This is a genomic window from Rathayibacter sp. Leaf299 (genome assembly GCF_001423055.1).
Lineage (GTDB): Bacteria > Actinomycetota > Actinomycetes > Actinomycetales > Microbacteriaceae > Rathayibacter > Rathayibacter caricis.
On record NZ_LMNT01000004.1, the window covers coordinates 17,538 to 43,623 of the forward strand.

The window sequence follows — 26,086 nt, forward strand, 5'->3', positions numbered from 1 at the left end:
GCGGTGTCCGATCGCTCCCCGGGATGGTGGGGGTCGATCCGTCGGATGGATGCTGTGCGGGGCCCCGCGTCCTGCGTGCTGTGCGGACGCGGGCCCTCGCACCTCCTGGTGCGGGAGGAGTCAGTGGGTGATGAGCTTCGAGAGGAAGTCCTTGGCGCGGTCGGTGCGCGGCGCGGTGAAGAACGACTCGGGGTCGGTGTCCTCGAGGATCTCGCCCTCGGCCATGAAGACGACGCGGTCGGCGGCCTTGCGGGCGAAGCCCATCTCGTGGGTGACGACGATCATGGTCATGCCGTCCTTGGCGAGGCCGACCATCACGTCGAGCACCTCGTTGATCATCTCGGGGTCGAGGGCCGAGGTGGGCTCGTCGAAGAGCATCACCTTGGGCTTCATCGCGAGTGCGCGGGCGATGGCCACGCGCTGCTGCTGGCCGCCCGAGAGCTGGGCCGGGGTCTTGCCCGCCTGGTGACCGACGCCGACCCGGTCGAGCAGCGCCTGCGCCTCGGCCTCGGCGGCCTTCCGGGCGAGCTTGCGGACCTTGATCGGCCCGAGCGTCACGTTCTCGAGGATCGTCTTGTGCGCGAAGAGGTTGAAGGACTGGAACACCATCCCCACGTCCGCACGCAGCGCGGCGAGGCCCTTGCCCTCCTCCGGCAGCTTCTGCCCGTCGATCGAGATCGTGCCGCCCGAGATGGTCTCGAGGCGGTTGATCGTGCGGCAGAGCGTCGACTTGCCGGAGCCGGAGGGACCGAGGACGACGACGACCTCACCGCGGTTGATGGTGAGGTCGATGTCCTTCAGAGCCTGGAACTCCCCGTAGTGCTTCTGCACGCCGTCGAGGACGACGAGGGGTTCTCCGACGGGAGCGGACGAGCGATCGTCCTGCACAGGTGCTTCCATTCGGCCAGAGAATCACACGCGAATGGGTGGGTCAAATCATGAGGGTTTTCTTAATCAGAGGTTAATAACCGCGCCGAACGCCCGGCTCGCACCCAGGAGTGCGCTCCTGGTGCTCAGGATCGCAGGGCGAAGGCGCTCTCGTAGAGGCAGACGGAGGCGGCGGTCGCCAGGTTGAGCGACTCGGCCGCTCCGTAGATCGGCACCGCGACGACGCTGTCGACGAGCTCGAGCGACTCGTCCTCCAACCCACGGGCCTCGTTGCCGAACACCCACACGGTCGGCTGGGCGAGATCGCCGCGGGCACGGACGTCCAACAGGTCCTCGCCCTTCACGTCCGCGGCCACCGAGCGCAGGCCGATCGAGCGGAGCCGCTGCAGCACGTCGGCGAGCTGGGCGTCGACCGCGACGGGGAGGTGGAACAGGGAGCCGGTGGTCGAGCGCACGACCTTCGGGTTGTAGAGGTCGACCGAGCGCCCCGTGAGGATCACGGCGTCGGCGCCGGCCGCATCGGCGGCGCGGACGATCGTGCCGAGGTTGCCCGGGTCGCGCACCTCCTCGAGCACGGCGACCAGGCGCGGCTCCGAAGCGACGATATCCTTGAGCGAGGTCGGGAACTGCCGGCAGACCGAGACGAAGCCCTGCGGCGTGACGGTGTCGGCCATCGCATCGAGGACGTCCTCGGTCACGTACTCGATCTCGACGTCGGCCTCCTCGGCGGCGGCGACGATCTCGGGGTGGCGCTCCAGAGCGGTCGGAGTCGCGAACGACTCGACGAGCAGCTCCGGACGGTAGCGCAGCGCCTCCGAGACGGCCTGCGGCCCCTCGAGGAGGAAGAGCCCCGCCTCCTGCCTGGCCGGGCGCCGGGTGAGCTTGGCCACGGAGCGGACACGGGGGGAACGGGGGTTGTCGAGCATGCGGCGAGCCTATCGGCGGCGCGGACGGGGGCCCCGGCGACACGTCGCCCGCGGTCGAGCCTCCCCGGGAACGACGGAGGGGGCCACGACCAGTGGTCGTGACCCCCTCCGGGAGCAGCGAGGACTACGCGGCGGCCTTGGGCGCCGAGGTGTCGGCAGGCAGCGCGTTCTTCGCGGTGGCCACGAGGGCGGCGAAGGTCGCGGGCTCGGTGATCGCGAGGTCCGCGAGGATGCGGCGGTCGACCTGGACGCCGGCCAGGGCGAGGCCCTGGATGAAGCGGTTGTAAGTCAGGCCGTTCGCGCGGGACGCGGCGTTGATGCGCTGGATCCAGAGGCGGCGGAACTCGCCCTTCTTCGCACGACGGTCGCGGTACGAGTAGACGAGGGAGTGGGTGACCTGCTCCTTCGCCTTGCGGTACAGGCGCGAGCGCTGGCCGCGGTAGCCCGACGCGCGCTCGAGGATGACGCGACGCTTCTTGTGGGCGTTGACCGCCCTCTTGACTCTTGCCATTTCTTTTTCTTCCTATCGATCCGGGTCGGTGGAGTAGCCACGCGGCGCAGCGGACTGCGCCGGCTGCGGGCTACAGACCGAGAAGCTTCTTGGCGACCTTGGCGTCCTGCGGGGCGAGGACCTGGTCCTGGTTCAGGCGGCGGGTGCGGACGCTGGACTTGGACTCCAGGTTGTGACGCATACCGGCCTGCTGCTTCATGACCTTGCCGGAGCCGGTCACCTTGAAGCGCTTCTTGGCACCCGAGTGGGTCTTCATCTTGGGCATGTTCTCTCCTTGTCACGTCGCACCCGCGTCAGCGGGGCGAAACCGGTGCCCCGCGAGCAGGGCGTCCGCCGGCCCCGAGGCCGGGGCGGCGAAGTATCAGACGGATTCGGCCTCGGCCGATTCCTCAGGGGTGTTGGCCTCGCGGCGAGCCGCGCGGACCGCGTTCGCCTCGGCCTTCGCCTCGGACTTGTTCTTCAGCGGGCCGATGACCATCACCATGTTGCGACCGTCGATGGTCGGGGTGGACTCGACCTGACCGAATTCGGACACGTCCTCCGCGAAGCGCTGCAGGAGTCGGACGCCCATCTCGGGGCGGGACTGCTCGCGACCGCGGAACAGGATCATGGCCTTGACCTTGTCGCCGGCCTTCAGGAAGCCCTCCGCGCGCTTGCGCTTGGTCTCGTAGTCGTGCTTGTCGATCTTCAGGCGGAAACGGACCTCCTTGAGGATCGTGTTCGCCTGGTTGCGACGGGCTTCCTTGAGCTTCTGGGCCTGCTCGTACTTGAACTTCCCGTAGTCCATGATCTTGGCGACGGGAGGCTTGGAGTTGGGAGCAACCTCGACCAGATCCAGGTCTGCGTCCTGCGCGAGTCGCAGGGCGACCTCGATTTTCACGACGCCGACCTGTTCTCCGGCGGGACCCACGAGGCGGACCTCGGGGACGCGGATTCGGTCGTTGGTACGGGGATCGCTGATTGCGTTTCTCCTCTGATCTCGGTGAGTAGCTGCTCTGCTGCCGGATTCTGATCCGGCGCATCCCGAGAGAGGAGATTCCTGACGTGCTCGTGCACGTGCTCGCACCCTGCGACCCGGCCTCCGAGGTTTCGCTCGGGTGCCGCAGCCCTGCCCTCGTCACCGAGGGCGGAGTGCTTCAGACCCGGTAACCTAATGAAGCGGTCAAGCGCGGGTGGGAGAATCTCCACTTTCGAACCGAGGGCATGCCTCGGAGCCCGCATCACCTTAGCAGAATCCCGGCCCGAGCGACAGAGCGGATTCGGTCGCCTCTCGCCGCCGCAGCGCGAGGCCCCTCCGCGGGCCCGATCCACCGAACGAAGGACCCATGGCCCAGTACGACGACGACTACGTGCGGCGCTTCGGCGACGCCGACGCCTCCTCCGACGTGGAGGCCGCCCGCGACATCGCGGAGGTGCCCGCCGTGGAGATCATCACGACGGCGGCGGTCCACCTCATGAGCGCCGCCGCGGTGAAGTGCGGCCTCGCCGACGAACCGGGCGCCCAGGTCGACCTCGACGAGGCGCGGAAGCTCATCAACGCGCTCGCCGGCCTCGTGACCGCCGGCGCTCCGGACATCAGCGACATGCACGCACGCAGCCTGCGCGACGGACTGCGCACCCTCCAGCTCGCGTTCCGCGAGGCCTCGCCGATCGCCGACCCCATCGGCAAGGGCCCGGGCGAGAAGTGGACGGGCCCGGTCACCTGAGTCAGCGGGCGGGAGCCAGCTGGACCGAGAGCGAGTCGACCCGCGAGGCGACGATCTCGTCGGCGGCCCACCGCTCCCCCAGGCGGGAGACGAGCGCGCCGAGCGCCTCGCGGTCGAGTCCGGGAGCGAGTGCCAGCACCACGACGACCTCGGGACCGTGCAGCCGCTGACGCGGATCTCCGGCTCGGACGTCGACCGAGACGACCACCGGCTCCTGCTCCGCGGACGCCCGCAGCGCCCTGAGCACCTCGGAGTCCTCCGCGGCACTGCGCCACGGCGTGCCCTCGGCGATCGCCCACAGCGCGGGCCGGCGCACCGCGAACTCGTGCTCGGACGCCGGGTCGAGCACCATCAGCTCGGTCGACTCGGCGACGGCGGCGAGCGCGGCACGGCGCCCGTCGACGGGCACGGGGCGCGCCGCCGGATCCCAGCGCCGCATCGTGTCGACGCTGCTGAACACCGGCAGGACGTCGCGCCCGTCCGGGCCGGCCACCGTGACGATCGACAGCTCCTGCGTCTTGTCGGTCCGGAGACCGGCGACCTCGTCACCCTCCTCGCCGAGGTGCGCCACGAGCGGGATCAGCAGGCGGGATCCACGCAGCGCGTCGACGACGGCGTCCGGGCCGCGCGATCCGTCCGCGAAGGCGGCGAGAGCGCGCACGAGCGGCTCCGGCGCGCGGCCGTCGTCCTCGCTCCCCGCGCCCGCCTCGAAACGGCGGCCCGCCCAGGGGGTGCCGGCGGAGTCGGTCAGATGCGAGGGGAGAGCGCGTCCGTCACTCGGACGCGACATCCAGCGCCTCCGCGAGCGTGAAGGCGCCGGCGTAGAGCGCCTTCCCCACGATCGCGCCCTCGAGGCCCTGCGGGACGAGGTCGCGCAGTGCGGCGATGTCGTCGAGGTTCGAGATCCCGCCGGAGGCGATCACCGGGCGGCGGGTGCGGGCCATGACCTGCTCGAGCAGCTCGAGGTTCGGTCCCTTGAGGGTGCCGTCCTTGGTCACGTCGGTGACGACGTAGCGGGTGCAGCCTGCCTCCTCGAGGCGGTCGAGGACCTGCCAGAGGTCGCCGCCCTCCTTGGTCCAGCCGCGGGCCGCGAGGGTGGTGCCGCGCACATCGAGACCGACGGCGATCTGGTCGCCGTACTGAGCGATCACGCTCGCGGCCCACTCGGGGTTCTCGAGGGCGGCGGTGCCGAGGTTGATGCGCTTCGCACCGGCGCTGAGCGCGGACTCGAGGCTGCGGTCGTCGCGGATCCCGCCGGAGAGCTCGACGTTGACGCCCTTGACCTGCCGGATCACCTTCTTCATGATGCCGTGGTTGTCGCCACGGCCGAAGGCGGCGTCGAGGTCGACGAGGTGGATCCACTCCGCGCCCTGATCGGCCCAGTCGCCTGCGGCGTCGATGGGGTCCCCGTAGTTGGTCTCGGTGCCCGCCTCGCCCTGCGTCAGTCGGACGGCCTTGCCGCCCGCCACATCGATCGCGGGGAGAAGGACAAGGCCCGGGGCCTTGGTGAACTCGCTCATCGTCATCCTCAGTCTCGGGAGCCCTGGTGCGGAGGCGGCACTCACGGGGAGCGGCGCCGACCACCGGCCGATCCTAGTTCGTGCGGAGCCCGCCCAGCCAATTCGAGAGCAGGCGCAGGCCCGCCGCGCCGGACTTCTCGGGGTGGAACTGGGTGGCCGAGAGCGGCCCGTTCTCGACCGCGGCGATGAAGGGGCCGCCGTGGTCGGCCCAGGTGACCGCGGGAGCGGGGAAGGGCGGCATGACGTCGAGCGACCACTCCCGAGCGCCGTAGGAGTGGACGAAGTAGAAACGCTCGTCGGCGATGCCGTCGAAGAGCACCGAGCCCTCGGGAGCACTGACGGTGTTCCAGCCCATGTGCGGAACGACCTCGGCGGGCAGGAGGTCGACAGTGCCGGGCCACTCGCCCAGACCCTCGCTCTCGACGCCGCGCTCGACGCCGCGCTCGAACAGCACCTGCATCCCGACGCAGATGCCCAGGACGGGCCGCCCGCCGGACAGGCGCTTGTCGATGATCTCGCCACCGCGCGCCGTCGTCAGGGCGTCCATGACCGCACTGAACGCCCCGACGCCGGGGACGAGCAGTCCGTCGGCCTCGAGCGCCTTCGTGCGGTCCGACGTCAGCTCGACGTCGGCGCCGGCGAGCTCGAGCGCCTTGACGGCGGAGTGGACGTTGCCGGATCCGTAGTCGTAGACGACGACCGAGGGACGGGCGCTCACAGGGCGCCCTTGGTCGAGGGCACGCCGACGACGAGCGGGTCGAGCGCCTTGGCCTGACGGAACGCGCGGGCGAACGCCTTGAACTCGGCTTCCGCGATGTGGTGGGGATCGCGTCCGCCGAGCACGGTGACGTGCACGGTGAGACCCGCGTTGAAGGCGATCGCCTCGAAGACGTGGCGCACCATGGAGCCGGTGAAGTGCCCGCCGATCAGGTGCAGGGCGAAGCCCTCCGGCTCACCGCTGTGCACCAGGTAGGGGCGTCCGGAGATGTCGACGACGGCCTGCACGAGGGCCTCGTCGAGCGGCACCAGCGCGTCGCCGAAGCGGGAGATGCCCGACTTGTCGCCGAGGGCCTGCCGGATGGCGGTGCCGAGCGCGATGCCGATGTCCTCGGCCGTGTGGTGGATGTCGATCTCGATGTCGCCCGTCGCCCGGACACGGAGGTCGGTGAGCGAGTGCTTGGCGAAGGCGGTGAGCAGGTGGTCGAAGAACGGCACGCCGGTCTCGAGGTCCGCGGTGCCGGTGCCGTCGAGGTCGATCGAGAGCTCGATGCTCGACTCGCTGGTGGCACGGCTGAGGGAGGCGGTGCGCCCGGATGCGGCGCTCGGAGAGGTCATGCGACCAGTCTATTCGCCGCTCCGCGGCCGCCCTCGGGCCGGGCGCTACTCGTGCGCGAGTGCTGCGGCGGGGTCGGCGTCGAGGGAGGGCAGGGACGCGAGGGCGTCGAGGAACGCCGTCGTCTCCTCCGCGGTGCCGGCGCTCACGCGCAGGTGGTTCGGGATGCCGACGTCACGGATGAGGACGCCCCGGGCGAGGAGCGCCTCGAAGGTCGCGCCCGGATCGGAGACTCCCCCGAAGAGCACGAAGTTGCTGCCGCTCGCGTGCGGGGTGTACCCGAGCTCGCGGAGGCCGACGACCATGCGGTCGCGCTGCTCGATGATGTCGCCCACCATCGCCAGCATCTCGTCGGAGTGCGCCAGAGCGGCGGTCGCGGCCGCCTGGGTGAGCGCAGAGAGGTGGTATGGCAGGCGGACGAGGCGCAGCGCGTCGACGACGGCGGGGTCGGCGGCGAGGTACCCCAGACGCACTCCCGCGAAGGCGAACGCCTTGCTCATCGTGCGGGAGACGAGCAGCCGGGGGCGTCCTGCGAGCAGGCTTAGCGCGGTGGGCGCGCCGGGGCCCCCGAACTCGGCGTACGCCTCGTCGACCACGACGATGCCGTCCGTGGCGTCGTAGACCGCTTCGACGGTCTCGAGGGAGAGGGGCGTGCCGGTGGGGTTGTTGGGTGCGCAGAGGAAGACGAGGTCGGGCTGCGCACGCCGGACCTGCTCGGCCGCGTACTCGGCGCCGACCTCGAAGTCGTCCTGTCGCGGAGCGCCGATCCACTCGGTGCCGCTGCCGGAGGCGAGGATCGAGTACATCGAGTAGGTGGGCGCGAATCCGAGCACGGATCGCCCCGGGCCGCCGAAGGCCTGAAGGATGTGCTGCAGGACCTCGTTGGAGCCGTTCGCCGCCCAGACGCCGTCCGCGGTGAGACCGTGTCCGAGGTAGGTGGCCAGCGAGTCGCGCAGCTCCCGGAACTCGCGATCGGGATAGCGGTTGACCGTCCGCAGGGCGACGGACACCCGCTCGACGATGTCGGCGATCACCCCGTCGGGGACCGGGTGGGTGTTCTCGTTGACGTTGAGTGCCACGGGGACGATCTTCTGCGGAGCGCCGTACGGCAGCTTCCCTCGGAGATCGTCGCGGAGGGGGAGGTCGTCGAGAGTCGTCACCAGGGAATGGTAGCGGCGACAGGGGAACCGATCCGGATACTGCGCGCCCGCTCCCGCCGAAGCGGCAGCCGCCGGATCAGCGGGCCAGCTCGTACCCGGACGGAACGGCAAGCCGCTGGCCGGGCTCGAGGCCGGCGCTCGCCAGCTGGTTGAGCGAGAGGAGGTCCGAGACGACGTCGCGGGGGTCGGAGTCCGGAGCGATGTCCTCGGCGAGCGACCAGAGGGATTCCCCCGCACGCACCGTCACGTACTGGAACTGCACGTCGGAGGACTCGCCGGAGGCGACCGCTCCCCCGCCGTTGAGGCCGAACACGAACGCTCCCGCGACGATCGGGAGAGCGCCGAGCACCGCCAGGACGCCGCGACCGCGGCGGGTGATCCGCAGGCGCACACGAGCGACGGCAGGCGACGCGACGGCAGGAGCCGCGATGACGGAGACCTGCGCCTCCTGGACGGAGGTGACGCGGTGCTGGTCGATGTGCTGGTCGATCATGGGGATCGCTCCTTTCAGCAGGGACTCGGGGCGGACCTCGGCCGGGAGGCCGCCCCGAATCTCTGTTCCGAATATATCTTCGAATAAAGCGAGAGGCAAGAGCCTGTCGCGTCGTATCCGTCGACGGATCGTGCGACACACTCGAACGAATGTTCCGAACGGGAACCCCCGGCGGATACAGTTTCGAGAGCCCGCTGGTAGTACAGCAGCGACCACCGACATCGGTGATCGACGAGGAGCCGGGCGGGCGCGCACGCGGGGTGCGCGCCGAGAGAGGACGATGTGAGCGACGCGCAGACCGCCAAGGCGAAGCAGGGCACCGGACGACGCCGGAAGAACCTGAGCGCGAAGCAGCTCGCGATCCTCGACGTGATCCAGCGCTCCGTCTCGAGCCGGGGCTACCCGCCGAGCATGCGCGAGATCGGCGACGCCGTCGGGCTCGCCTCGCTCTCGAGCGTCACGCACCAGCTCAACCAGCTCGAGCTCAGCGGCTACCTCCGGCGCGACCCGAACCGCCCCCGCGCGCTCGAGATCCTCATCGACGTCCCGAGCTCCACCGAGGACGACGGGTCGTTCGAGTCGAGCGTCACGGTCGGCGACGCCGCCATGGTGCCGCTCGTCGGCCGGATCGCGGCCGGCGTCCCCATCACCGCCGACCAGCAGATCGACGAGGTCTTCCCCCTCCCCCGCCAGCTCGTCGGCAAGGGCGAGCTCTTCATGCTCAAGGTCGTCGGCGAGTCGATGATCGACGCGGCGATCTGCGACGGGGACTGGGTCGTCGTCCGCTCGCAGCGCACCGCCGAGAACGGCGAGATCGTCGCGGCCATGCTCGACGGGGAGGCCACGGTGAAGGTCCTCCGGCAGCGCGACGGCCACACCTGGCTGCTCCCCCGCAACTCCAACTTCGAGCCCATCCTGGGCGACGAGGCCGAGGTCCTCGGCAAGATCGTGGCCGTGCTCCGCTCGGTCTGAGCCGCTGCGGCCGTGCTCGACGCAGCCCGGTCAGGACAGGAGGAGGGGGCGGACGGCCGAGAGCCGTCCGCCCCCTCCGTGTTCCACTTCTCGACCACGGCCTCCACGGGGCCTCACCACGCCTCGACGGCCGCGTCGACCCTCGTGCTCAGCGATGCCACTGCGCCGTCCTAGCCGTGGGTCTTCAGGCCGCAGCCCGGGTCGATCGGGAGCTGGCGCCGGAACGGACGCGTGGACCCTCGGCCCTCCGGGGGCCACCGGAGGAAGGGCGGTGCCACGCCGTCGAGGAGCGGGACGAGCGTGAGGGAGTACGACGTCGGAGGTGGCGCTCGGCGCTCCGGAGACGACGGAGCGCCCACCTCCCCACAGCGGGGGAAGCGGGCGCTCGCGTCGTGCGGTCAGGCCTCGACGGACGCCGCGGGGGCGGCGAACTCGGCGAGCGAGCCCGCCAGGTCCTGGTGGACGAGCGCCTGGACGCGCGTCCCTCCGTCGACGTACTCGGTCGCCAGGATGCGGCCGCTGCGGTGCAGGTGCGACACCACGTCGCCGCGGTCGTAGGGGACGAGCAGGTCGATCTCGACGTCGGGCTCGGGCAGGATCTCGGCGATCCTGGCCTGCAGCTCGTCGATGCCCTCGCCGGTCCGCGCGGAGACGAAGACGGCATCCGGAGCGAGCCCGCGGAGGACGAGGCGCGTGCCCTCGTCGACCAGGTCGGACTTGTTGAAGGCGATGATCTCGGGGATCCCGCGCGCTCCGACCTCGCCGATCACGTCGCGCACGGTTGCGATCTGCCCGGCGGGATCGGGGTGCGAACCGTCGACGACGTGGACGATGATGTCCGAGTCGGCGACCTCCTCCAGCGTCGAGCGGAACGCCTCGACCAGCTGGTGCGGCAGTGCGCGCACGAAGCCGACCGTGTCGGCGAACGTGTACAGCCGGCCGTCGGCCGTCTGGGCCTTGCGGACGGTCGCGTCCAGCGTCGCGAACAACGAGTTCTCGACGAGGACCCCGGCGTGCGTCATGCGGTTCAGGAGGCTCGACTTGCCCGCGTTGGTGTAGCCGGCGATGGCGACGGAGGGCACGGCGTTCCGCTTGCGGTTCGCGCGCTTCGCCTCGCGCGCGGGCTTCATCGCGGTGATCTGCTTGCGCAGTCGCGCCATGCGCGTGTGGATTCGGCGACGGTCGAGCTCGATCTTCGTCTCACCCGGTCCACGCGAGCCCATACCGGCTCCCGCGCCCACCTGGCCACCGGCCTGGCGCGACATCGACTCACCCCATCCGCGCAGTCGCGGGAGGAGGTACTCGAGCTGAGCGAGCTCGACCTGCGCCTTGCCCTCGCGGCTCTTGGCGTGCTGGCTGAAGATGTCGAGGATCACCGCGGTGCGGTCGATCACCTTCACCTTCACGACGTCCTCGAGTGCGCGACGCTGGCTCGGTGCCAGCTCGGTGTCGGCGACGACCGTGTCGGCTCCGAGGGCTGCGACGACTCCCGCGAGCTCCTGAGCCTTGCCCTTGCCGAGGTAGGTGCTCGGGTCGGGGTGCGGACGCCTCTGCAGCAGCCCGTCGAGGACGGTCGCGCCCGCGGTCTCGGCGAGGGCGGCGAGCTCGTGCAGCGAGTTCTCCGCGTCCTCGAGCGAGCCCTGCGAGTACACGCCGATCAGCACGACGTTCTCGAGGCGGAGCTGCCGGTACTCGACCTCCGTGACGTCCTCGAGCTCGGTGGACAGACCGGCGACGCGTCGCAGGGCCTGGCGGTCGGCACGGTCGAACTGCTCGCCGTCCGAGTCCTCGCCCTCGTGGCCCGAGGTCTGCAGCGCCTGTGCGCCGCCCGCGACGAAGCGCGAGTATCCCGCCGACCGCGACTGCGCGTTCGCCAGGACCCTCGAGACGACGTCCACGGCCTCGGTCGTGTCGGTCTCGTTCAGGTCTTCCGTCATCCGGATAACACTAACTCCTCAGCTGTTGATAAGTTCACTTCCCATGGCCGCCGAGCACTACTTCACGAGCACTCCCGACGGCGACATCCGGCCCCGCAGGATCACGGCCCGTCTCGCGGGCCGCGACCTCGAGCTCACCACCGCCGGAGGCGTGTTCAGCCCCGGCCACGTGGATCTGGGAACGCGCGTCCTGCTGGACACCGTCCCCGAGCCTCCCGCCGGCGGGGACCTGCTGGACCTCGGCTGCGGCTGGGGCCCGATCGCCCTCGCGCTCGCCCTCGACGCACCGGACGCCCGGGTGTGGGCGGTCGACGTCAACCAGCGGGCGCTCGAGCTGGTCCGTCGCAACTGCGAGGAACTCGGCGTCAACAATGTCAACGCCGTGCTGCCCGAGGATGTTCCCGACGACGTGCGGTTCAGCACGGTCTGGTCCAACCCGCCGATCCGGATCGGCAAGGTCGAGCTCCACGCTCTGCTCGAGCGCTGGCTCCCCCGCCTCGAGACCGGAGCGGACGCCTGGCTCGTCGTGCAGCGCAACCTCGGCTCCGACTCGCTCCAGACCTGGCTGACCGAGACGTTCGCCGATCGCCTGGAGGTGGAGCGCGCCGCCGTCTCCAAGGGCTTCCGCGTGCTGCGGACGACCCGGATCTGACGGAGCCGGCTCAGTCGATCCGGATCGTGCCGGTGTAGACGAGATCGGCAGGCCCCGAGAGACCCACGTGCTCGCCCTCCTCCGTGGCGAACATCGACACCCCGAGGGTGCCGCCGGGCACATCGACGCGCCAGGACTGCGGAGCGCGCTCCCCCGCCCAGTAGCGGACCGCCAGGGCCGCTGCAGCGGCACCGGTGCCGCAGCTCAGGGTCTCGCCGCTGCCGCGCTCGTGCACGCGCATCCGGATGCGGCCGATGCCGTCGTGGATGAGCGGCTCCCCCGGCACGACGAACTCGACGTTCGCCCCGTCGACGGGCTCGGGATCGAGCTGCGGGATGTAGGTCAGGTCGGCGGAGTCGAGCTCCTCGTCGTTGCTGAGCGCGACGACGACGTGCGGGTTGCCGAGATCGATGCCGATGCCCGGACGCGCGACCTTGAGCTCCTTCGCGCGCACCAGCGGCTCGCCGCCCGCCAGCCGCCAGCGCCCGAGGTCCACCTGGAACCCCGCTCCGCTTCGCGTGACGTCGCGCACACCGGCGCGGGTGCCGATCGGCAGCGTGTCGCCGGGCTCGAGCTCGGCCAGGCCGCCGGCGAGGAGGAACGCGGCGTAGACGCGGATGCCGTTGCCGCACATCTCGGCGATCGAGCCGTCGGCGTTGCGGTAGTCCATGAACCACTCGGCCTCCGGCTCCTCGGACAGCGAGGCGGCCCCCTCGGCGATCGCCTTCGAGCGCACGGCGCGGATGAGGCCGTCGGCTCCGACTCCGAAGTGCCGGTCGCAGATCATCGCGATCTGCGCAGGAGTGAGCTCCACCTCGCCGTCCGGGTCGCTGAAGAGCACGAAGTCGTTGCCGGTGCCCTGGCCCTTGGTGAAGTGCAGCTCGATCGTCATGGCGGACAGCCTAGCGAGACGGCGGGCCGCCGAGCTGGGCGGCGGGGATCGCGCGCTCGAGCAGATCCGGGGCTCCCGACGGCAGCCGGTGGGCGTCGCGGTACCGGCGGAACCAGCTGTTCTGGCGCCGCGCGTACCTCCGTGTGAGAGCCTGCGTCGAAGCGATCGCCTCCTCCTGCGTGGCCTCGCCCGCGCGCTGCGCGAGCGCCTGCGCATAGCCGATGGCGCGGCTCGCGGTCACTCCGCGCTCGATCCCGAGCGGGATCAGCGCGTCGATCTCGTCGAGCATCCCGTCCGCCCACATCCGCTCGACGCGGGCGTCGAGCCGTGGCACGAGCACCTCGCGGGGCGCCTCGAGGAACAGGAGCGCGGCCGGTCGCCACAGCTGCGGTTCGTCCGACATGAGTGCGCTGTGCGGCGAACCGGTCAGCTCGGCGATCTCGAGTGCACGGACGATCCGGCGCAGGTTGTGCGGACCGATCCGACCGGCCACGTCCGCGTCGATCGCGCGCAACCGCGCGAAGAGCACGGCCGGGCCTTCGCGCTCCGCCGTCTCCTCGAGAGCGCGGCGGACGTCCGGATCGGTGCCGGCGAAGGAGAACTCGAACACGACGCTGGACACGTAGAGTCCGGAGCCGCCGACCAGGATCGGAACGGCTCCGCGCGACAGCACGTCGTCGATGACACGACGCGCCTCTGCCTGATAGCGGGCGACCGACGCCTCCTCCGTCACCTCGAGCACGTCGAGCAGGTGGTGCGGGACGCCCCGGCGCTCCTCGGGCGCGAGCTTCGCCGTCCCGATGTCCATGCCGCGGTAGAGCTGCATGGCGTCGGCGTTCACGATCTCCGCCGCGCGGCCGGAGCCGAGCACCCACTCGGCGAGGTCGAGGGCGAGCTCGGACTTGCCCGTGCCGGTCGCTCCGACGACCGCGATCACCTCCGGCGCGGAAGGCTCAGCGCTCGCCATCGAGGGCGTCGTAGATCGGAGTCGTCAGCGCCGCGGGGCGCACGCGGAGCGACGGCAGGCCGAGGGACACCCGCGGCGCGGCCCCCTCGGACGTCGGGGGCACTCCGCAGGACTCGGTCTGCGAGCGGTCCCAGGCGTCGCCCGCCCGCGTGCGGCGGATGCGCAGCGGCGCTCCGTCCGCGGAGTCCGCCAGGAGGTAGAAGGGTGCCGCGCGGGTGATCCGCACCGTGACGACGTCGCCCGGACGCGGCTGCTCCGACCCCGCGGGCACGTCGAAGTGCACCAGGCGGCTGTCTTCCGCGCGGCCGCTGAGCCGGTGGGTCTCGGCGTCGCGACGTCCCTCCCCCGTGGCGACGAGCACATGCACCTCGCGCCCGACGACAGCGCGGTTCTCCTGCTCGCTGATGGCGTCCTGGAGGGCGACCAGTCGCTCGTAGCGCTCCTGGACGACCTCCTTCGGCACCTGGTCGGGCAGCGTCGCGGCCGGCGTGCCGGGGCGGATCGAGTACTGGAAGGTGAAGGCGGACGCGAAGCGCGCCTCCTCGACGACCCGCAGCGTCTCGGCGAAATCGGCTTCCGTCTCGCCCGGGAAGCCGACGATGATGTCGGTGCTGATCGCCGCGTGCGGGATGCGCGCGCGGACGCGCTCGAGGATCCCGAGGAAGCGCTCGGAACGGTAGGAGCGGCGCATCGCCTTCAGGATCCGGTCGGACCCCGACTGCAACGGCATGTGCAGCTGCGGCATGACCGCGGGGGTCTCGGCCATCGCGTCGATGACGTCGTCGGTGAAGGCCGCGGGGTGCGGGCTCGTGAAGCGGATGCGCTCGAGCCCGTCGATCGTCCCCGCGGCGCGGAGGAGCTTCGAGAACGCCTGCCGATCGCCGAACTCGACGCCGTACGAGTTCACGTTCTGCCCGAGGAGCGTCACCTCGATCGCACCGTCGTCGACGAGCGCCTGGATCTCGGCGAGGACGTCGCCCGGACGGCGGTCCTTCTCCTTGCCGCGGAGGGACGGGACGATGCAGAAGGTGCAGGTGTTGTTGCAGCCGACCGAGATCGACACCCACCCGCTGTAGGTCGAGTCCCGCTTGGTGGGAAGGGTCGACGGGAAGACGTCGAGCGACTCGAGGATCTCGAGCTGCGCCTCGTCATTGTGCCGCGCGCGCTCGAGCAGGCTGGGGAGCGCGCCCATGTTGTGCGTGCCGAAGACGACGTCGACCCACGGGGCCTTGTCGAGGATGACGTTCTTGTCCTTCTGGGCGAGGCAGCCGCCGACGGCGATCTGCATACCCTCGTGCCGCCGCTTCACCGAGGCGAGGTGCCCGAGGTTGCCGTAGAGCTTGTTGTCCGCGTTCTCGCGGACCGCGCAGGTGTTGATGACCACCACGTCGGCCTCGGCACCGTCGGCCGGCACGTAGCCCGCCGCCTCGAGGGAGCCGCTCAGGCGCTCGGAGTCGTGGACGTTCATCTGGCAGCCGAAGGTGCGGACCTCGTAGGTCCTCGGACGGCTGCCTGCGGCGGGGACCGGAGCGGGGCTGAGCGTGGTCATGGTCTCGGATTCTACGCGCCGCCCGGAGACCCTCTTGAGCGGCGCGGCGACCGCCCGGGACGGCGGATCAGCGGAAGCGGACGCTCGAGCCGGGCTTGCGCACCGTCTCGCGCACCACGCGCTGCACGAGGGCACCGGAGTATCCCCGGCGGGCGAGGAAGCCCGTCAACCGCCGCTCGGCGACCTCGTCCGACAGCGATCGCAGGCTCGGGAGGCGCTTCCGCGCGAGCTCCACGGCGGTGCGGTACTCGTCGTCGCCGTCGAGCTCGTCGAGCGCCGTCGCGATCGCGTCGGCATCGAGCTTGCGGGCGCGGAGCTCCTGCATGATCGAGGAGCGCCCGAGCTTCTTCCGCTCGCGCAGCTGCGTGACGAGCTGCTCTGCCATGCGGTGATCGTCGAGGTAGCCGAACCGGGCGAACCGGTCGAGGATCTCGAGCGCGTCCTTCTCGGCGACTCCCTCGGTGTAGAGGCGGGCCTCCACCTCGGCGACAGACAGGCTCTTCCGCGCGAGCCCGCGCACGATGCGATCGGCGATCTGCTCGGGATCGGGCTCCTCCGGGAGCTCCGAGACGTCCTCGTCGGCGTCCCGGAACTCTGGAGTGTCCGCGGAGACCTCAGCGACCGCTGCAGGAACCGCGGAGCGGCGGGCGACGTGCGCGGACAGCTCGGCGATCCGATCCGTCCGCTCGTCGCCCGCCTCGGCGACGGCAGGAGCGGAGACCGACGCCTCCGACTCGCGCTCGCCCTCGGACACCCAGGGCAGGAAGGCGACGGGGCGGCCCGCTCCCGTCGGTCCCTCCGACCCGCTCACCGGACTCAAGCGCCCTTGCGGACGGGCTGCTTGGCGACGGGCTGCTTCGTCTCGATCGCGACCGGAGCGGCGTCCTTCACCGCGTTCGGATCGGCGACCACGCCGAGCTTGATCAGGATGCGCTTCTCGATCTCGGCCGCGATGTCGGGGTTGTCGATGAGGAACTGGCGCGCCTTCTCCTTGCCCTGTCCGAGCTGGTCGCCGTCGTAGGTGTACCAGGCGCCGGACTTGCGGACGATCTCGTGCTCGACACCGAAGTCGATGAGGCTGCCCTCGCGCGAGATGCCGATGCCGTAGAGGATGTCGAACTCGGCCTGCTTGAAGGGCGGGGCCATCTTGTTCTTGACGACCTTGACGCGGGTGCGGTTTCCGACGGCGTCGGTGCCGTCCTTCAGCGTCTCGATGCGGCGGATGTCGAGTCGGACGGAGGCGTAGAACTTGAGCGCCTTGCCGCCCGCGGTGGTCTCGGGGCTTCCGAAGAAGACGCCGATCTTCTCGCGCAGCTGGTTGATGAAGATCATCGTGGTGTTCGTCGTGTTCAGACCACCGGTGAGCTTGCGCAGCGCCTGCGACATGAGTCGCGCCTGGAGGCCGACGTGGGAGTCGCCCATCTCGCCCTCGATCTCGGCGCGGGGCACGAGCGCCGCGACGGAGTCGATCACGATCAGGTCGATGGACCCGGAGCGCACGAGCATGTCGGCGATCTCGAGGGCCTGCTCACCCGTGTCGGGCTGCGAGACGAGGAGGGAGTCGATGTCGACGCCGAGCTTCTTCGCGTACTCCGGGTCGAGCGCGTGCTCGGCGTCGATGAACGCCGCGATGCCGCCGTTGCGCTGGGCGTTGGCGATCGCATGCAGGGTGAGGGTCGTCTTTCCGGAGGACTCGGGGCCGTAGATCTCGACGATGCGGCCACGCGGGAGCCCGCCGATGCCGAGCGCGACGTCGAGCGCGATGGAGCCCGTCTGGATCACCTCGACGGGGGCGCGCTCGTCGCTGCCGAGGCGCATGACGGCGCCCTTGCCGAACTGGCGGTCGATCTGCGCGAGTGCGGTCTCGAGGGACTTCTCGCGGTCTGAGGAACTGGGCATGGCCGTCTCGCTCTCGTGTCGGGGTGGGTATCGCCTACAGGCTGTCGCGTCGTGCCGGTGGTGCCGCCGTACGAGTACGACGCCGGCCGGATGCGACAAGGCGGTGAAGCAGGTCCGTTGACTTGTCTCGACGGTATGCCCGACCACCGACATCGGTGGAGGACACGAGCGCCACCGTGGAGACGGCGGCGTTCCTGCTTCTGTGGAGGAGCTTATCTCCGTTCGAACAGGACTTCGATCACCAGGTCACGGCGTGTCGAACACGACTTCGGTCGACACGCGTCGCCACCGCTCAGCGGCGGCGCTTCGCCGGATCGATCCCGTGCCAGCGCGACTCGGGCACGTCGTTCGCCCGGCAGAGCGCGAGCCACACTTCGCGGGGCTCCGCGCCGTCCTTCAGCGCACGGTCGGCCGTGCGGCCGTCGAGCTCGGTGAGGACCAGGTCCGAGACCAGCACGCGGGCGTAGGCCGACCCGAACTCGTCGTCGACCAGCTGCCGGAAGTCGCTCAACCTCATGCCTCCACGCTAACCGCAGGCGCGCCCGGCCGGGAACGCCGAAGGGCGCCCGGGCCGGAGCCCGAGCGCCCTTCGCGTGGAATGGGGGTGGTGGATGGTGAGGACGGAGCCGTCTACCGCGTGACGAGATCCGCGTCGAATCCGGCGACCATGTCGGCCGGGATGGTGTCGGGAATGGTGTCGATCCCCTCGATCACGGCGAGTCGGTCTCCGACCTCGCGCATGATGACCGAGATCGGGGTGTCGAGCGCATCGGCGACCGAAGCGAGGATCTCGGAGGACGCCTCCTTCTGACCGCGCTCGACTTCGCTCAGGTATCCCAGAGCGACACTCGCCTTGCTCGCCACCTGGCGGAGCGTGCGACCTTTCTGCAGGCGAAAGTCCCTGAGGACATCGCCGATCTCCTGACGAACTAGAACCACTGGACCCTCCTTCTCCACGTCAACCGCTTCTTCGTCCACGGTCTCGTCGAAGGATGCCGGAGCAGGAATCGAAGGGGGTGTGTACGAAGGAACCGGATAGCTGTTCACTACCCGGTTCGTGTGAGTCGACTCTAATACCGGATGACTGGACTTTGCGTGTGAGCGACGTCAGATGTAACCCGGGCGAAACGCACCGCATTCCTTGTTCCGGAGCGGATTCCGGAACAGTCAGGAAAGGGATCCGGGCAGTCCTGCGACCGTCTCCTCGGCGATGGTCAGAGCGGCTTCGACGGCGGCGGCGCGGACTGCGGCGCGGTCACCGGCGAACAGGTGCTCGCGCACCGCCTCGACGTCGTCGACCACGACGGCCACGAACACGGTGCCGACCGCGCGGCCCCCTTGCGGATCGGGGCCGGCGACCCCGGTCGTGGCGATGCCCACGGTGCGAGCGCCGACCGGGCCCAGACGCTCCGCGACTCCGCGGGCCATCTGCAGGGCGACCTCGGGGTGCACCGGACCCTCGGCATCGAGCAGGGCCGCGTCGACCCCGAGCAGGAGGTGCTTGAGCTCCGTGGCGTAGCTCACCACTCCCCCGCGGTGCACCGCCGAGGCGCCGGGCACCTCCACGACGGCGGAGCTCAGTGCTCCGCCGGTCAGCGACTCCGCGACGGCGAGGAGCAGGCCCCGGGATTCGAGGGCCCGGACCAGGCGCTCGGCGATCACGACCGGCGCGCGGCCCGGCTCTGGCGGGCCGCATCCGCCAGGTAGTCGATACCGGTCGCGACGGTCAGCACGACCGCGGCGGTCATCGTGATGCCGTTCACCCAGTGCACCCACTCGCCCAGCAGGTTCCACAGCGGCAGGAGGGCGAGGGAGAGGGCCACCGACTGGACGATCGTCTTCAGCTTGCCGCCGCGGGACGCGGGGATCACCCGGTCCGAGAGCACGGCCATCCGGAACACCGTGATGCCGATCTCGCGCACGAGCACGACGATGGTGACCCACCACGGCAGCTCGAGGAGGATCGAGAGGCCGACGAGAGCGGCTCCGGTGAGCACCTTGTCGGCGATGGGGTCGAGCAGCTTGCCGAGGTCGGTGACCAGTCCGCGGCTGCGGGCGATGTGCCCGTCGATGCCGTCGGTCGCGATGGCGACGATGAACAGCAGCGCCGCGGCGATGCGCAGACCGCCGTCCGCTCCGGCGTCGGCGAGCAGCATCCAGAAGAACAGCGGAGCCAGCAGGATCCGTACGACCGTGATCGCGTTCGGGAGGTTCCAGTTGCTCACCGGAGCCGCCGAGGCGGAGGCGGGACTGCTCATCGTTCTCCTGCGTTCGTCGTGGTCGTCCGCGTGCCGCGCATCGCTCAGCGGCCGGTCAGCTGCCAGGCGTCGTCGTCCGAGCCCTCGTCGTCGTCGTGGTAGTCCGTCGCCACGGGGCCGGTCGGCTCGGCGAGCGGGTCGGCGTAGGCGTCGGGCGCCACCGCGGAGGGAGCGGCTGGAGCGTCACCGGGCTGGTCCCCGCGCATCCGCGCGAGCACCCCGGGCAGCTGCTCCGCCGTGACGAGCACGTCGCGCGCCTTCGACCCCTCGGAGGGGCCGACGACCTCGCGGGACTCCAGGAGGTCCATCAGGCGGCCCGCCTTCGCGAAGCCGACACGGAGCTTGCGCTGCAGCATCGAGGTGGAGCCGAACTGCGTGCTGACGACCAGCTCCGCGGCCGCGACCAGCAGCTCGAGGTCGTCGCCGATGTCGGAGTCGACCTCCTTGCGCTGCGCCTGCACCGTGATGTCCTGGCGGTACTCGGGCTGCGCCTGCCTCGTGACGTGCTCGACGACCTTGGCGATCTCGTCCTCGCGGACCCAGGCGCCCTGGACGCGCATCGGCTTGTTCGTGCCCATCGGCAGGAAGAGCCCGTCGCCCTGGCCGATCAGCTTGTCGGCGCCGGGCTGGTCGAGGATGACCCGCGAGTCCGTGACGCTGGTCACCGCGAAGGCCAGACGGCTCGGCACGTTGGCCTTGATCAGACCGGTCACGACGTCGACGCTCGGACGCTGGGTGGCCAGCACGAGGTGGATGCCGGACGCGCGGGCCAGCTGCGTGATGCGGACGATCGAGTCCTCCACATCGCGCGGCGCGACCATCATGAGGTCCGCGAGCTCGTCGACGACGACGAGCAGGTAAGGATAGGGCTTGAGGACCCGGTTGCTGCCGGGCGGCAGGACGATCTCGCCGCCGCGCACAGCCGCGTTGAAGTCGTCGATGTGGCGGTAGCCGAACGACGCGAGGTCGTCGTACCGCATGTCCATCTCCTTCACGACCCACTGCAGCGCCTCGGCCGCCTTCTTGGGGTTCGTGATGATGGGCGTGATCAGGTGCGGGACGCCTCCGTAGATCGTCAGCTCGACGCGCTTGGGGTCGATCAGCACCATGCGGACGTCCTGGGGACGCGCTCGCATCAGGAGGCTGGTGATCATGGAGTTCACGAAGCTGGACTTGCCGGAGCCGGTGGAGCCGGCGACCAGGAGGTGCGGCATCTTCGCGAGGTTCGCCACCACGTAGCCGCCCTCGACGTCCTTGCCGACGCCGATCGTCATCGGGTGGGTCGAGGTGGTCGAGGCGGCGGAGCGGAGCACGTCGCCCAGCGAGACGATCTCGCGGTCGGTGTTGGGGATCTCGACGCCGATCGCGCTCTTGCCGGGGATCGGCGAGAGGATGCGGACCTCGTTGCTGGCGACCGCGTAGGACAGGTTCTTGCTCAGCGCGGTGACCCGCTCGACCTTGACGCCCGGACCGAGCTCGATCTCGTAGCGGGTCACGGTGGGGCCGCGCGAGAATCCGGTGACCGTCGCGTCGACGTTGAACTGCTGCAGCACCTCGGTGATCGCACGGACCATCTCGTCGTTCGCGGCGGAGCGCGCCTTCGACGGGGTGCCCGTGGAGAGCGCCGCGGCGGACGGCAGGCGGTAGGGGGCGTCCTCCTCGAACGAGGAGTCGAAACCGGCCGTCGGATCGTCGGCGGGCACGGGAGCGATGGGGCCGGTGCCGATCGCGGCCGGGACAGGCACGACCGGTGACACGTCGAGGTCGTCGAGGTGGATGACCCCGGTCGCGTCGTCGTCGACGACTCCGACCGGAGTGGTCGCGGCTCCGGAGCGCTCGAAGCGCTCGAGCGCGGCCTCGGCGTTCTCGGCGTCGGAGAGCACCTGCGTCTCGTAGGCTCGCGTCGGCGGATCGGACGGCTCGTCGTGCTCCTCGAGGGCGGTGTCGAACCCCTTCGTGCGGGAGCGGCCCCGACGGCCCTTCGGCTCGTCGATGACCTCCGTGAGCGAGTCGATGGGGAGCTCCGTCTGCACGGTGGGCTCGTCCTCGCGACCGGATTCGGTGCGGCGCCACCAGGGCAGCTCGCCGCCCTCCTCCTGCTCCTCGGAGGACTCGGCCTCGGCCTTGGCGGCCTTGGCCGCCGCCTTCTCGGCCTTCAGGCGCGCGCGCTCCTCGTCGTCGAGGACGGGGGCGCCGAACAGGTAGGAGTAGAGGTCGCGGAACCGCGCCCCGATGCGGTTCGGCGGCGTCTTGGTGATGATGAAGAGCGAGAGCAGGATGACCGCGGAGAGGATCACGGTCGCGCCGGGGACCTGGGCGATCGCGACGAGCGGTGCTCCGACGAGCCAGCCGAGCACGCCGCCGGCGGCCGCCATGGGGAGGATGCCGTCGCCGGGGTACGGCGTGCCGAGGTGCGCGTGGCAGATGCCCGCGGAGGCGATGAGCAGGAACGACAGGCCCACGCCGATCCGGCCGTTGTCGTCGACGGAGCTCGGGTGCCGGAAGAGCCACAGCGCGAACAGCACGAGCACGACCGGGAGGACGTAGGCGACCCGTCCGAAGAGGGCGCCGAAGCTCCAGGCGTCGAGGATCGCGGCGACGGGATCGCCCGCGAGGAACCACTCGACCACCGCGCCGGTGACGCCCAGCAGCACCAGGAGGAAAGGGACGCCGTCGCGGCGCTCCTCCTTCGCGAGCCGCTCGGGGCCCAGCGCGCGCGCGGCTCCGCCGACGACGTGCGCCAGCGTCATCCACAGGCGGACCAGGACGTTCGTGCGCGGGGTGGAGTCGAAGGCGACCGTGGCCTTCGTCTCGGCCGCTCCCCGCCCCGAGCCCCGTCCGGATCGCGGGGCGCCGGAGCGCGCGGAGCCGCTCCCCCGCCCGCGGGAGGTGGTCTTGGTACTGGTCGCCATGAGGCCACCGTACCCGCCGCCTCCGTCATCGCCGGGGACCCGCGCCGGGACGGGGGCCGTCAGCGGAGGGTGACGACCATCGTCTCCGCATCGCCGCGGTCGTCCACCGCGGTGAAGCCCTCGCTCCGGTAGAGCCGGCGGGCGAAGTTGTCGGTGGCCACGTTCAGGGACACCCGCGCGTAGCCGGCGGCGCGCGCCTGGTCGAGCGCGGCCTTCAGCAGGGCGCGGCCGACTCCCTGGACGCGCCAGACCGGACGCACGCCGAGCGTCAGCTCCGGCACTCCCGGTGCGACGAAGCCTCGACCCGGCACGGCCGACGTGAACAGCCGCGTCCAGCAGGCGCCGATCCGCTCGCCCTCGGAGGTCTCGGCGACCGAGCCGAGATCGCCCGGTCGCGGCCAGCCGGCGACGTAGCGACGCGTGGACTCCTCCTCGAGGACGTCGATCCGCGTGCGCGCGGTCGTCCAGTTCCAGTTGGCCGCCTCGACGAGCATGTCGGCGAGGAAGGGCGCGTCCTCGCTCCGGGCGGTGCGGATCGTGTGGTCCACGTGCGGCCTCCTGGCTGCTCGAACGGCGGTCCCCCGCGGACGGTGCGCACTCCCCCCGGGTGCTGGACGGCGGACGGAGGAGGCGGGGCCGCCTCCGTCCGGACGGGTCAGGCCTCGATGACGAGCGGGACGATCATCGGGCGACGGCGGTAGCTCGTGTTCACCCAGCGCCCGACCACGCGGCGGATGGTCTGCGAGAGCGCGTGCTGGTCGTTCACTCCGCTCTGCACCGCCTCCTCGAGCGCCTTCGCGATGCGCGGCTTGACCTCGTCGAAGACGCGGTCGTCCTCGGCGAAGCCCTTCGCATGGATCTCGGGGCCGACCACGATGCGACCGGTGCCGGCCTCCACCACGACGATGATCGAGATGAAGCCCTCCTCGCTCAGGATGCGGCGGTCCTTCAGATCGGCGTCGGTGATCTCGCCGACGGTCGAGCCGTCGACGTAGACGAAGCCGAGGTCGAGCTGCCCGACCACCGAGACCTTCCCGTCGAGCAGGTCGATCACGGTGCCGTCCTCCGCGATGATCGTGTTCTCCTCCGGGATGCCCGTGTCGCGCGCCAGCTTCGCGTTCGCGACCAGGTGGCGGTACTCGCCGTGGACCGGCATCACGTTCAGCGGCTTGAGGATGTTGTAGCAGTAGATCAACTCGCCGGCGGCGGCGTGGCCCGAGACGTGCACCTTGGCGTTGCCCTTGTGCACGACGGTCGCCCCGAGCTTGGTGAGTCCGTTGATCACGCGGTACACCGCATTCTCGTTGCCCGGGATGAGGCTCGACGCGAGGATGACGGTGTCGCCCTCGCCCGGCTGGATCTGGTGGTCGAGATTGGCCATGCGGCTGAGCACCGCCATCGGCTCGCCCTGCGATCCGGTCGACATGTAGACGATGCGGTCCTCGGGGACGTCACCGGCCTTCTTGACGTCGACGAGCACGCCCTGCGGGACCTTCAGGTAGCCCAGGTCGGCGGCGATGCCCATGTTGCGGACCATGGAGCGGCCGAGCAGCGCTACGCGGCGGCCGGTGGCGTGCGCGGCGTCGAGCACCTGCTGCACGCGGTGCACGTGGCTCGAGAAGCTCGCGACGATGACCCGCCGGGTCGCCTTCGCCATCACGCTCTCGATGACGGGGCCGATGTCGCGCTCGTTCGGCGTGAATCCGGGCACGTCGGCGTTCGTGGAGTCGACCAGGAACAGATCGATGCCCTCCTCGCCCAGACGGGCGAACGCGCGCAGGTCGGTGATCCGGCCGTCCAGCGGCAGCTGGTCCATCTTGAAGTCGCCCGTGTGCAGCACCGAGCCGGCGTCCGTGATGATCGCGACGGCGAGCGCATCCGGGATCGAGTGGTTCACCGCCACGAACTCGAGCTCGAACGGCCCGAGGTTCTCGATGTCCCCCTCCTTCACGGCCAGCGTGTACGGCTTGATGCGGTGCTCCTTCAGCTTCGCCTCGACGAGGGCGAGCGTCAGGGTCGAGCCGATCAGGGGCAGGTCGCGCTTGAGCTTGAGCAGGTACGGGACGGCCCCGATGTGGTCCTCGTGGCCGTGGGTGAGCACCACGCCCACGACGTCGTCGAGGCGGTCCTTGATCGGGCCGAAGTCGGGGAGGATCAGGTCGACGCCCGGCTGGTTCTCCTCCGGGAAGAGCACGCCGCAGTCGACGATCAGGATCTTGCCGTCGATCTCGAAGATCGTCATGTTGCGGCCGATCTCGCCGAGACCGCCCAGAGGGATGATGCGCAGGGTCCCGGCTGCGAGCGTCGGCGGGATGATCACGGGACTGGGCATGCGTGCTCCTGTTCGTTCGTCTCCCGCCGGGCGCTGCCGCTCGAGCGGCGTCAGCGGGTGGTGCCGGCGACCTTCGGCAGTGCGCCGCCCGCGGCCGCGTTGCGGTCGGGACGGAAGTTGCGGAAGTCGACGCCCGGGATGTCGCGGACGAGACCGAGCTCGTCCTCGATCAGCGCGGCCTCCGACTCCTCCGGACCGACCAGCGGCAGCCGGACGCGCGGCGACGAGATGCGCCCGAGGCCGTGCAGGATGTACTTCACCGCGACGGTGCCGGGCACGTGCGTCATGAGGGCGCGGACCAGGGGCTCGAGCTGCTGGTGCGCGAGGGTCGCGGCGCGCAGGTCGCCGGCGTTCACGGCGTCGACGATCGTGCGGTAGGGCGCGGACGCGACGTTGGCGGTCACTCCGATGAGCCCGGTGGCGCCGATCGCGAGCTCGGGGAGCACGTTGGCGTCGTCGCCGCAGAAGTACATGAGATCGGTCTGGTTCAGGACCCGGCTCACCTCGGACAGATCGCCCTTGGCGTCCTTCACGGCGAGGATGTTCGGGTGCTTGGCCGCGCGCAGGATCGTCTCGTAGCGGATGGGGACGCCGGTGCGGCCCGGGATGTCGTAGAGGATGACGGGCAGATCCGTGGCGTCCGCGATCATCCGGAAGTGCGTGAGGATGCCCGCCTGCGTGGGCTTGTTGTAGTACGGCGTGACGATCATGTTGCCGTCGGCGCCGGCCTTCTCGCTCTGCCGCGCGAGCTGCATCGCGTGCGCGGTCTCGTTCGAGCCTCCGCCCGTGATGATCTTGGCGCGACCCGCCGCGACCGACTTGCCGACCTCGACGAGGCGGATCTTCTCGGGGTCGGTGAGCGTGCTCGTCTCTCCCGTCGTGCCGGTGACGACGATGCCGTCGGCGCCCGCTGCGATGCAGTCGTCGATGTGCTTCTCGACGCCGGGCCAATCGACCTCGCCGTCGGCGGTGAACGGGGTGACCAGGGCGACCAGGACCTGGCCGAAAGGATTCTCCGGAGTTGACACGAGGCCAGGGTAGCGGGTCGGCGGCGGCGCGCCGGAGGCGGGAGCCGAAGGATCGGGAGGGTCGTAGGGCGCGGGAGGGGACGGTGCGATCTGCAGGGGATCGTGCCATCTGCAGGGGGTCGGCGGAGGAAGGCGTATTCCTCCGCTCGGC

28 protein-coding genes are annotated in these 26,086 nt (G+C 70.6%); 3 read left to right on the forward strand and 25 right to left on the reverse strand.

Going from position 1 to position 26,086, the window contains the following annotated elements:
- Positions 1-120 precede the first annotated feature (120 nt).
- The 5 genes from ASF48_RS14490 to infC all read right to left on the reverse strand — a co-directional run bounded on the left by ASF48_RS14490 (position 121) and on the right by infC (position 3,286).
- Complete coding sequence (locus tag ASF48_RS14490; RefSeq protein ID WP_230674052.1) at positions 121-888, reverse strand: amino acid ABC transporter ATP-binding protein; 768 nt, start codon at positions 886-888, stop codon at positions 121-123.
- 125 nt (positions 889-1,013) lie between these two features.
- Complete coding sequence (locus ASF48_RS14495) at positions 1,014-1,814, reverse strand: TrmH family RNA methyltransferase (RefSeq protein WP_055793289.1); 801 nt, start codon at positions 1,812-1,814, stop codon at positions 1,014-1,016.
- A 124-nt stretch (positions 1,815-1,938) separates the two neighbouring features.
- Positions 1,939-2,325, reverse strand: coding sequence for a 50S ribosomal protein L20 (gene rplT, locus ASF48_RS14500; RefSeq protein WP_055793292.1), 387 nt, complete (start codon positions 2,323-2,325; stop codon positions 1,939-1,941).
- A gap of 70 nt (positions 2,326-2,395) precedes the next feature.
- Complete coding sequence (rpmI, locus tag ASF48_RS14505; RefSeq protein ID WP_055793295.1) at positions 2,396-2,590, reverse strand: 50S ribosomal protein L35; 195 nt, start codon at positions 2,588-2,590, stop codon at positions 2,396-2,398.
- 96 nt (positions 2,591-2,686) lie between these two features.
- Positions 2,687-3,286, reverse strand: a complete 600-nt coding sequence (gene infC / locus ASF48_RS14510) for a translation initiation factor IF-3 (protein ID WP_077222490.1) — start codon at positions 3,284-3,286, stop codon at positions 2,687-2,689.
- 364 nt (positions 3,287-3,650) lie between these two features.
- On the opposite strand from infC, the gene ASF48_RS14515 reads away from it, so the two are divergent.
- Complete coding sequence (locus ASF48_RS14515; RefSeq protein ID WP_055793298.1) at positions 3,651-4,031, forward strand: DUF1844 domain-containing protein; 381 nt, start codon at positions 3,651-3,653, stop codon at positions 4,029-4,031.
- A 1-nt stretch (position 4,032) separates the two neighbouring features.
- Here ASF48_RS14515 and ASF48_RS14520 read toward each other — a convergent pair whose 3' ends face one another.
- The 6 genes from ASF48_RS14520 to ASF48_RS14545 all read right to left on the reverse strand — a co-directional run bounded on the left by ASF48_RS14520 (position 4,033) and on the right by ASF48_RS14545 (position 8,537).
- The gene (locus tag ASF48_RS14520; protein ID WP_055793301.1) at positions 4,033-4,821 is read right to left on the reverse strand and encodes an SseB family protein; all 789 of its coding nucleotides are present in this window, start codon (positions 4,819-4,821) and stop codon (positions 4,033-4,035) included.
- A complete protein-coding gene (gene priA / locus ASF48_RS14525) occupies positions 4,805-5,551 on the reverse strand; it encodes a bifunctional 1-(5-phosphoribosyl)-5-((5-phosphoribosylamino)methylideneamino)imidazole-4-carboxamide isomerase/phosphoribosylanthranilate isomerase PriA (protein WP_055793876.1) in 747 nt (248 codons plus the stop codon). The genes ASF48_RS14520 and priA overlap by 17 nt, the downstream gene beginning before the upstream one ends.
- Before the next feature lie 73 nt (positions 5,552-5,624).
- The gene (gene hisH, locus ASF48_RS14530; RefSeq protein ID WP_055793304.1) at positions 5,625-6,269 is read right to left on the reverse strand and encodes an imidazole glycerol phosphate synthase subunit HisH; all 645 of its coding nucleotides are present in this window, start codon (positions 6,267-6,269) and stop codon (positions 5,625-5,627) included.
- Positions 6,266-6,886 (reverse strand): imidazoleglycerol-phosphate dehydratase HisB, encoded by a 621-nt coding sequence (hisB, locus tag ASF48_RS14535; RefSeq protein WP_055793307.1) that lies wholly within the window; start codon positions 6,884-6,886, stop codon positions 6,266-6,268. Before hisB ends, hisH begins: the two co-directional genes overlap by 4 nt.
- Before the next feature lie 45 nt (positions 6,887-6,931).
- Positions 6,932-8,044: a histidinol-phosphate transaminase gene (locus ASF48_RS14540; RefSeq protein WP_055793310.1), complete on the reverse strand. Its 1,113-nt coding sequence runs from the start codon at positions 8,042-8,044 to the stop codon at positions 6,932-6,934.
- A 76-nt stretch (positions 8,045-8,120) separates the two neighbouring features.
- Positions 8,121-8,537, reverse strand: coding sequence for a LysM peptidoglycan-binding domain-containing protein (locus ASF48_RS14545; protein WP_055793313.1), 417 nt, complete (start codon positions 8,535-8,537; stop codon positions 8,121-8,123).
- A 282-nt stretch (positions 8,538-8,819) separates the two neighbouring features.
- Between ASF48_RS14545 and lexA the strand changes: the two genes are divergently transcribed.
- Positions 8,820-9,509, forward strand: coding sequence for a transcriptional repressor LexA (gene lexA / locus ASF48_RS14550; RefSeq protein WP_055793315.1), 690 nt, complete (start codon positions 8,820-8,822; stop codon positions 9,507-9,509).
- Between the two features lie 398 nt (positions 9,510-9,907).
- Here the strand turns inward: lexA and hflX are convergent, their stop codons facing one another.
- Entirely contained in the window at positions 9,908-11,446 is a 1,539-nt protein-coding gene (hflX, locus tag ASF48_RS14555; RefSeq protein ID WP_055793318.1) for a GTPase HflX, read from the reverse strand.
- A 43-nt stretch (positions 11,447-11,489) separates the two neighbouring features.
- Between hflX and ASF48_RS14560 the strand changes: the two genes are divergently transcribed.
- On the forward strand, positions 11,490-12,098 hold the full coding sequence (locus ASF48_RS14560; RefSeq protein ID WP_055793321.1) for a class I SAM-dependent methyltransferase: 609 nt from the start codon (positions 11,490-11,492) through the stop codon (positions 12,096-12,098).
- 10 nt (positions 12,099-12,108) lie between these two features.
- On the opposite strand, the gene dapF is transcribed toward ASF48_RS14560, so the two are convergent.
- The 13 genes from dapF to dapA form a co-directional block, all read right to left on the reverse strand.
- Positions 12,109-12,990: a diaminopimelate epimerase gene (dapF, locus tag ASF48_RS14565; protein WP_055793324.1), complete on the reverse strand. Its 882-nt coding sequence runs from the start codon at positions 12,988-12,990 to the stop codon at positions 12,109-12,111.
- A 10-nt stretch (positions 12,991-13,000) separates the two neighbouring features.
- Positions 13,001-13,957 (reverse strand): tRNA (adenosine(37)-N6)-dimethylallyltransferase MiaA, encoded by a 957-nt coding sequence (gene miaA / locus ASF48_RS14570; protein WP_055793327.1) that lies wholly within the window; start codon positions 13,955-13,957, stop codon positions 13,001-13,003.
- The gene (gene miaB / locus ASF48_RS14575) at positions 13,944-15,506 is read right to left on the reverse strand and encodes a tRNA (N6-isopentenyl adenosine(37)-C2)-methylthiotransferase MiaB (protein ID WP_055793330.1); all 1,563 of its coding nucleotides are present in this window, start codon (positions 15,504-15,506) and stop codon (positions 13,944-13,946) included. Before miaB ends, miaA begins: the two co-directional genes overlap by 14 nt.
- 67 nt (positions 15,507-15,573) lie before the next feature.
- On the reverse strand, positions 15,574-16,317 hold the full coding sequence (locus ASF48_RS14580; protein WP_055793333.1) for a regulatory protein RecX: 744 nt from the start codon (positions 16,315-16,317) through the stop codon (positions 15,574-15,576).
- 5 nt (positions 16,318-16,322) lie between these two features.
- Positions 16,323-17,405: a recombinase RecA gene (gene recA / locus ASF48_RS14585; RefSeq protein WP_055793336.1), complete on the reverse strand. Its 1,083-nt coding sequence runs from the start codon at positions 17,403-17,405 to the stop codon at positions 16,323-16,325.
- A 292-nt stretch (positions 17,406-17,697) separates the two neighbouring features.
- Positions 17,698-17,922 (reverse strand): DUF3046 domain-containing protein, encoded by a 225-nt coding sequence (locus ASF48_RS14590; RefSeq protein WP_055793340.1) that lies wholly within the window; start codon positions 17,920-17,922, stop codon positions 17,698-17,700.
- 113 nt (positions 17,923-18,035) lie between these two features.
- Positions 18,036-18,344 (reverse strand): helix-turn-helix domain-containing protein, encoded by a 309-nt coding sequence (locus ASF48_RS14595; protein ID WP_055793878.1) that lies wholly within the window; start codon positions 18,342-18,344, stop codon positions 18,036-18,038.
- Between the two features lie 228 nt (positions 18,345-18,572).
- On the reverse strand, positions 18,573-19,067 hold the full coding sequence (locus tag ASF48_RS14600; RefSeq protein WP_230674048.1) for a CinA family protein: 495 nt from the start codon (positions 19,065-19,067) through the stop codon (positions 18,573-18,575).
- Positions 19,064-19,663, reverse strand: a complete 600-nt coding sequence (gene pgsA, locus ASF48_RS14605; protein WP_055793343.1) for a CDP-diacylglycerol--glycerol-3-phosphate 3-phosphatidyltransferase — start codon at positions 19,661-19,663, stop codon at positions 19,064-19,066. Before pgsA ends, ASF48_RS14600 begins: the two co-directional genes overlap by 4 nt.
- A 44-nt stretch (positions 19,664-19,707) precedes the next feature.
- Entirely contained in the window at positions 19,708-22,575 is a 2,868-nt protein-coding gene (locus tag ASF48_RS14610) for an FtsK/SpoIIIE family DNA translocase (RefSeq protein ID WP_055793346.1), read from the reverse strand.
- A 59-nt stretch (positions 22,576-22,634) separates the two neighbouring features.
- Positions 22,635-23,123: a GNAT family N-acetyltransferase gene (locus tag ASF48_RS14615; protein ID WP_327205445.1), complete on the reverse strand. Its 489-nt coding sequence runs from the start codon at positions 23,121-23,123 to the stop codon at positions 22,635-22,637.
- 107 nt (positions 23,124-23,230) lie between these two features.
- Positions 23,231-24,907, reverse strand: coding sequence for a ribonuclease J (locus ASF48_RS14620; RefSeq protein WP_055793349.1), 1,677 nt, complete (start codon positions 24,905-24,907; stop codon positions 23,231-23,233).
- A gap of 50 nt (positions 24,908-24,957) precedes the next feature.
- Positions 24,958-25,935, reverse strand: coding sequence for a 4-hydroxy-tetrahydrodipicolinate synthase (dapA, locus tag ASF48_RS14625; RefSeq protein WP_055793351.1), 978 nt, complete (start codon positions 25,933-25,935; stop codon positions 24,958-24,960).
- Positions 25,936-26,086: the final 151 nt, after the last annotated feature.

Coding starts and splice junctions, on each gene's coding strand:
- ASF48_RS14495 (WP_055793289.1), bottom strand. CDS start 1,814: ATGCTCGACAACCCCCGTTCCCCCCGTGTCCGCTCCGTGGCCAAGCTC.
- rplT (WP_055793292.1), bottom strand. CDS start 2,325: ATGGCAAGAGTCAAGAGGGCGGTCAACGCCCACAAGAAGCGTCGCGTC.
- rpmI (WP_055793295.1), bottom strand. CDS start 2,590: ATGCCCAAGATGAAGACCCACTCGGGTGCCAAGAAGCGCTTCAAGGTG.
- ASF48_RS14515 (WP_055793298.1), top strand. CDS start 3,651: ATGGCCCAGTACGACGACGACTACGTGCGGCGCTTCGGCGACGCCGAC.
- ASF48_RS14520 (WP_055793301.1), bottom strand. CDS start 4,821: ATGTCGCGTCCGAGTGACGGACGCGCTCTCCCCTCGCATCTGACCGAC.
- priA (WP_055793876.1), bottom strand. CDS start 5,551: ATGAGCGAGTTCACCAAGGCCCCGGGCCTTGTCCTTCTCCCCGCGATC.
- hisB (WP_055793307.1), bottom strand. CDS start 6,886: ATGACCTCTCCGAGCGCCGCATCCGGGCGCACCGCCTCCCTCAGCCGT.
- ASF48_RS14545 (WP_055793313.1), bottom strand. CDS start 8,537: ATGATCGACCAGCACATCGACCAGCACCGCGTCACCTCCGTCCAGGAG.
- hflX (WP_055793318.1), bottom strand. CDS start 11,446: ATGACGGAAGACCTGAACGAGACCGACACGACCGAGGCCGTGGACGTC.
- ASF48_RS14560 (WP_055793321.1), top strand. CDS start 11,490: ATGGCCGCCGAGCACTACTTCACGAGCACTCCCGACGGCGACATCCGG.
- dapF (WP_055793324.1), bottom strand. CDS start 12,990: ATGACGATCGAGCTGCACTTCACCAAGGGCCAGGGCACCGGCAACGAC.
- miaA (WP_055793327.1), bottom strand. CDS start 13,957: ATGGCGAGCGCTGAGCCTTCCGCGCCGGAGGTGATCGCGGTCGTCGGA.
- miaB (WP_055793330.1), bottom strand. CDS start 15,506: ATGACCACGCTCAGCCCCGCTCCGGTCCCCGCCGCAGGCAGCCGTCCG.
- recA (WP_055793336.1), bottom strand. CDS start 17,405: ATGCCCAGTTCCTCAGACCGCGAGAAGTCCCTCGAGACCGCACTCGCG.
- ASF48_RS14590 (WP_055793340.1), bottom strand. CDS start 17,922: ATGAGGTTGAGCGACTTCCGGCAGCTGGTCGACGACGAGTTCGGGTCG.
- pgsA (WP_055793343.1), bottom strand. CDS start 19,663: ATGAGCAGTCCCGCCTCCGCCTCGGCGGCTCCGGTGAGCAACTGGAAC.
- ASF48_RS14610 (WP_055793346.1), bottom strand. CDS start 22,575: ATGGCGACCAGTACCAAGACCACCTCCCGCGGGCGGGGGAGCGGCTCC.
- ASF48_RS14620 (WP_055793349.1), bottom strand. CDS start 24,907: ATGCCCAGTCCCGTGATCATCCCGCCGACGCTCGCAGCCGGGACCCTG.